This is a genomic window from Streptomyces sp. PA03-1a, from assembly GCF_033792805.1.
GTDB lineage: Bacteria > Actinomycetota > Actinomycetes > Streptomycetales > Streptomycetaceae > Actinacidiphila.
On the sequence record NZ_JARAVO010000418.1, the window covers coordinates 1 to 3,486 of the forward strand.

The window sequence follows — 3,486 nt, forward strand, 5'->3', positions numbered from 1 at the left end:
GGCGGGTACGGGCTCGCGGTCGCCGAACTCGCCTGGACCGGTGCCGTGCTGGGGCTGGTGCTCGTGTGGTGGCACCGCAGTCTGGACCGGCTCATGACCCGCCCGGACGCCTCCACCGTGCAGGCGGGCCCGTCGAGGGTCCGGGAGACCCGGTTCCGGCTGCTCCCCGAGGGGCGCACCGGCACCGTCATGGAGCGCCAGTTCCGCTACGCCTGGCGCGATCCGCGGACCAAGGCCGCCTGGGCCACCGCCCTGGCCCTGGGGCTGCTGCTGCCGCTCGTCTCGGCGGTCCAGCAAGGCAGCGTCTACACCGCCTGCTGGGCGGCCGCACTGCTCGGGCTGCAGATGTACAACCAGTTCGGCATGGACGGCTCCGCCTTCTGGACGGTCGCCGCGACCGTCTCCTCCCGCACGGACGCGTACGCGGAACTGCGCGGGCGGGCGCTGGCGATCGCGGTGGTGGGCGTCCCGTACGTGGCCGTCGTGACCATCGGCGCGGCCTTCCTGCTGGGGCGGGCCGACGCGGCGGCCGAGACCCTCGGGCTCTCCATCGCGCTGCTGGGAGCGCTGATCGCCACCGGCGCCTGGGCGAGTGTGCGCTTCCCCTACTCCATGCCGCAGGAGAACCGCTTCGGCAGCGCCGCCGCGCCGGGACAGGGGAGCCTGGCCTGGCTCAGCCTCGCCGGGGGCGCGGTGACGGGCGCGGTGATCACGCTTCCCGTGCTCGGCGTACTGATCTGGCTCCACGTCTCGGGGCGGCACGGCGCGCTGTGGCTCGTCCTGCCGCTGGGCTGCCTCTACGGGGCCGCGTTCGCGGTGCTGGGGGTCCGCACGGCGGCGCCCCGCCTGCTGGGCCGCCTGCCGGAGGTGCTCACGGCGGTGAGCAAGGGGTAGCCGCCGCCGGCCAGGTTCCGTGCCCGGGGCCCCTGGGCGACATGGCCTAGAGGCGTGACAACGATGCCGTGGCGTGCAGGACGTCCCGGATCGCCGCGTGGTCCCCGTCGCGCCCGGCGGCGACGCGGCTGGGCGCGATGTGGCCCGCGGCCAGCTGGCAGAAGTCGAGCTGGTCGACGGCGATCTCGGCGACCACCGTTTCCGGGGTGCCGATCGCGCCGGGCGAGTCCAGGGAGATGTACCAGTGGCCGCCGCCGGAGCCCTCGACGTGGAGGTCGAGGGTACGGCCGGGCGCACCGGCCCGTACGAGACGGGCGGTGGACTCGGCCCGTCCCGCCTGGCGGAGCGCGGCCAGGGCGGTGGGCAGCATCCGGGCCGCGAGGTCGATCATGCGGTTGAGGTGCGGCGCCGCCGGCGGCCCGTACTCGGGGTAGTCCAGGGCCTGCGCGATGTCCTCGGCGTGGATCCAGCACTCGAAGGCGCGGTCGATCAGGGCGTCCCGCATCGGCACGACGGCGTCGGTGAAGTCCACGGGCAGCCCGCCGGTCGCGGAGCCGGCGAAGGACAGCGTCCGCACGATGTCCCGGGTCTGGGTGCGCCACTTGTTGCGGACGAAGGCGTGCGTGTGGCGGCGGCAGCGCTCCCCGGCGAGTTCGGTGCGCTCCAGGCGTGTGCGGGGCGCGCCGGGGCCGAGCGGGTCGTCGAGGCCGAGCGCGGTGGCCACGACCCCGTCCACCGAGCCGAGATGGGCCAGGACGCCGCAGAGCGTCAGCTCGCGCGACCCGCCCGCCCAGACCAGCTTGACGGGCGTGTCCCACTCGGGTTCGCCGAGGTCGGCGAGGAGCGCGTCGAGGCGCGCGGTCTCGGCGTCGTACGGCGCGGCCCATCCGGGGACGGGGATGCGGGCCGGGCGGCGGCCCAGGCAGCCCTCCAGGACGCGGGCGCGCAGCAGCGGGTCGAGGTCGAGGGACTCCTCCTGGTGCAGCAGGCCCACCGCGCGGCGCAGCCGCACCGCCTCCTCGGCGCAGGGCGCGCAGTCGGTGAGGTGGACCTCGACGGCGCAGGCCTCGTCACGGGAGCAGGCCGACAGTGCCCACGCGCCGAGCAGGGAGCGCAGCACGCGGTGGTCGTACTCCGGGGGTCCGGGCCGCACGGGCTCCTTCTCCGCTTCTCGCTCCGGCTCGTGCGCCGTCTTCGCCGCCTCGCGCGCGGGCACGTCCGGCGACGACGGGGGCGCGGCAGGCCGGGCCTGGGGCAGCGGGCCGTCCTCGGCGGCGCCGCGGGGCATCGGCACACGGGGCAGGTTGGTCCCGGGCGGGGGAGGCTCGCCGTTCTCGGCCGGTCCGTTCACAGGGACCTTCCCTGGGGCGAGGTGTCCTGCGCGGCGGTGGACAGCAACTGCAGCCCGAGCCGGAGGCGGCGGCGCGCCTCGTCCTCGGTGACCCCGAGGTCGGCGGCGGCCTCGCGGTAGTCCATGCGGCGGCGGTAGGCGAGGTCGAGGGCCAGGCGCAGGGGTTCGGGCATGGAGGTCACGATGTAGTCGGCGCGGGCGGCCGTCGAGGCCTCGCGGACCCTGGCCTCGACCTGCTCCGGGGTGCCGGCGCCGCAGGTCTCCGACTGGCGCAGCCGGTGGACGGCCTGGCGCTGGGTGAGGCCGGCGACCCAGGAGCGCAGCGAACCCTGCTTGGGGTCGTAGGCGTCCGGGTTCTCCCAGATGTAGCCGAAGACCTCACGGGTGATCTGGGCGGCGGCCTCCTCGTCGTCCATGACGCGGTGGGCGAGGCTGTGCACGAGGGAGGCGTAGCGGTCGTACAGCTCGCCGAGCGCGGCCTCCTCGCCGCGCGCGAGCCGCTGTTGCATCTTGCGGTCCCAGCGGGGTGGTGCGGATGCCGCCATCGCGTCTCCCCCTTTGTCACCGTCGTCCTACTACGGTCGCACTGCCTCGGATCGAATGTATCCGCCGATTGCTGCCACGTACGACGCCTTGAGGCAAGCTTCTGCCATAACTGATCGATTCTGGTAATGAGTTATCCGGGTGTGACCGGAAGATTGCGGGGAAGCGGCTCAGGCGGGGCATAGGGTCTGTACGACCGCTGCCGGGAGAAGGGCCAGACAGTGGCATTGCAGGTGGTGCAGGACGAACGGGACGGTTGGGTGGTCCTGACCGTTTCGGGGGAAATGGATCTCGTGACCGCGCCGGTGGTGCGCCAGCACGTGCACGACGCGGTGGCCGACGGGCGCCACAGTGTGGTGCTGGACCTGGCCGGGGTCCACTTCTGCGACTCCAGCGGTGTGGGTGTGCTGATCGCCGCCCGGCGGCTGATGCGGTCCTGCGCCGGGCAACTGCGGCTGATCCTCCCGCGGAACAGCCCCTCCGACGGTGTCGCGCACGTCAACCGGGTGCTGGCCGCGCTCGGCGTGCGCCGGCTCTTCGAGGTCTTCCCCGATCTCGAGGCCGCCACCGACGACGCGGGCCGGCCGCTGTCGGCCTAAGTGTATTGCCCTGTGAGGTTGGGGACGCGGCTGGCGGGTGGTTTGCCGTTCAGCGCGGTGTGTCCGCGGTGGTGATTGTAGGTGTGGAGCCAGCGTGGG

Annotated in this window: 3 protein-coding genes and 2 pseudogenes; 2 read left to right on the forward strand and 3 right to left on the reverse strand. The window is 74.0% G+C overall.

The annotated features are described in order from the left end of the window. Positions 1-894, forward strand: a pseudogene (locus PV341_RS44270) (transporter); the annotation flags it as partial. Between the two features lie 46 nt (positions 895-940). Here PV341_RS44270 and PV341_RS44275 read toward each other — a convergent pair. Together PV341_RS44275 and PV341_RS44280 are read right to left on the reverse strand one after the other, a co-directional pair. Next, the gene (locus PV341_RS44275; RefSeq protein ID WP_500330310.1) at positions 941-2,245 is read right to left on the reverse strand and encodes a maleylpyruvate isomerase N-terminal domain-containing protein; all 1,305 of its coding nucleotides are present in this window, start codon (positions 2,243-2,245) and stop codon (positions 941-943) included. Beyond that, positions 2,242-2,790, reverse strand: a complete 549-nt coding sequence (locus tag PV341_RS44280) for a sigma-70 family RNA polymerase sigma factor (RefSeq protein ID WP_500360903.1) — start codon at positions 2,788-2,790, stop codon at positions 2,242-2,244. Before PV341_RS44280 ends, PV341_RS44275 begins: the two co-directional genes overlap by 4 nt. 219 nt (positions 2,791-3,009) lie before the next feature. Between PV341_RS44280 and PV341_RS44285 the strand changes: the two genes are divergently transcribed. Continuing rightward, entirely contained in the window at positions 3,010-3,387 is a 378-nt protein-coding gene (locus tag PV341_RS44285; RefSeq protein WP_500360905.1) for an STAS domain-containing protein, read from the forward strand. On the opposite strand, the pseudogene PV341_RS44290 reads toward PV341_RS44285, so the two are convergent. After that, positions 3,384-3,486 (reverse strand): annotated as a pseudogene (locus tag PV341_RS44290) (IS481 family transposase); the annotation flags it as partial. The gene PV341_RS44285 and the pseudogene PV341_RS44290 sit on opposite strands and share 4 nt — an antisense overlap.